Origin of the sequence: Methylobacterium sp. B1, assembly GCF_000333255.1 — a bacterium.
GTDB lineage: Bacteria > Pseudomonadota > Alphaproteobacteria > Rhizobiales > Beijerinckiaceae > Methylobacterium > Methylobacterium fujisawaense.
The window spans coordinates 1-1,102 of sequence record NZ_BACT01000798.1; the positions used below are offsets into that span (position 1 = coordinate 1).

Annotated in this window: 1 protein-coding gene; it reads right to left on the reverse strand. The window is 73.3% G+C overall.

Annotated elements, in window-relative coordinates; genetic code table 11:
* A partial coding sequence (locus I53_RS23035; RefSeq protein WP_043355117.1) for a lipopolysaccharide biosynthesis protein occupies positions 1 to 988 on the reverse strand: 988 nt, incomplete at its 3' end.
* Between the last annotated feature and the right edge of the window lie 114 nt (positions 989 to 1,102).

The window sequence follows — 1,102 nt, forward strand, 5'->3', positions numbered from 1 at the left end:
CGCCGACCACGAGCGTCGCGGCTGCCGTCATGCGGCCCTGGCGGCGGACCAGCTCGGCGAGCAGGAAGCGGTTGGCCTGTGCCTGGGCGGCGCTGTAGCGCTGGAGCGTCGCCGCGCTGACGGCGTAGTGGACGAACACGACGAATTGCTGGATCCGCGTCGCCGCGAAGTAGACCCCGACCTCCGCCGGGCTCACCAGGGCACCGAGCACGATGACGTCGACGAAGGTGAAGCCGGCATTGGCGAGGTCGATGGCGGCGATCGGCAGGCTCGTCCCCAGCCAAGCCCGCCACCGGTAGCGGTGCGGCCCGGCCGGCAGACTCCGCCGAAGCCGCGCGGCGAGCAGGGCAGCCTGCAGGCCCGTGGCACCGGCGGCGGCGATCAGCATGCAGGCCATCGCCACCTCGGCGCGGGGCGGCGCGCCGAGCAGGATCGCCGCGATCATGCAGCCCATCATCAGGGTCTGGCGCAGGAGGTAGGGCGGCGCGATGGCGAGCCCGACCCAGTTCTGGCTGCGGGCCACGCCCTCGAGGTAATCCTGGAGCGCGAAGAGCGGCATCACGCCGAGCGCGACCGCGATCGGGGCCCAATAGGCCGGGGCGAACAGGTCCGGTTCGAGCATCAGCAGGGCCGCACCGAGCCCCGCGATGGCGAGGGCCGCACCGCCGGTCACCAGGGCGCCGGCCCGGATATAGCCCCGCGCGAGGTCGAGATCGCCCTGCGCCTGATCGCCCGGCACGAACCGGCAGGCGCCCTGCGACAGGCCAAGGGTCAGGGTATGGCCGAGCATCGCGGTCCAGACCCAGACCGAGGCGAAGATCCCGTAGGCGTCCCAGCCCATCATCCGGGCCGCGAGCACCTGGGCGCCGTAGGCGAAGCCGGCTGCTCCCACGCGGATCGCGAAGACCGTGAGGGCCGCCCGCTGGGGACCGGTCTTCAGAGCCCGGAGGTGCCGGAACGCGCGGAGAGGGAGAGCCGTGGCTGACACTACGCGCTCCGCGCCCGTCCTGAACTCGGCGGGAGGCCGATCTCTGGCCGTCCGGTCTAGCCCGGGGCGCGTTGCGGCTCGGTTAAGGGCGGCTGGGCCGGGGCCGCCTTGGGT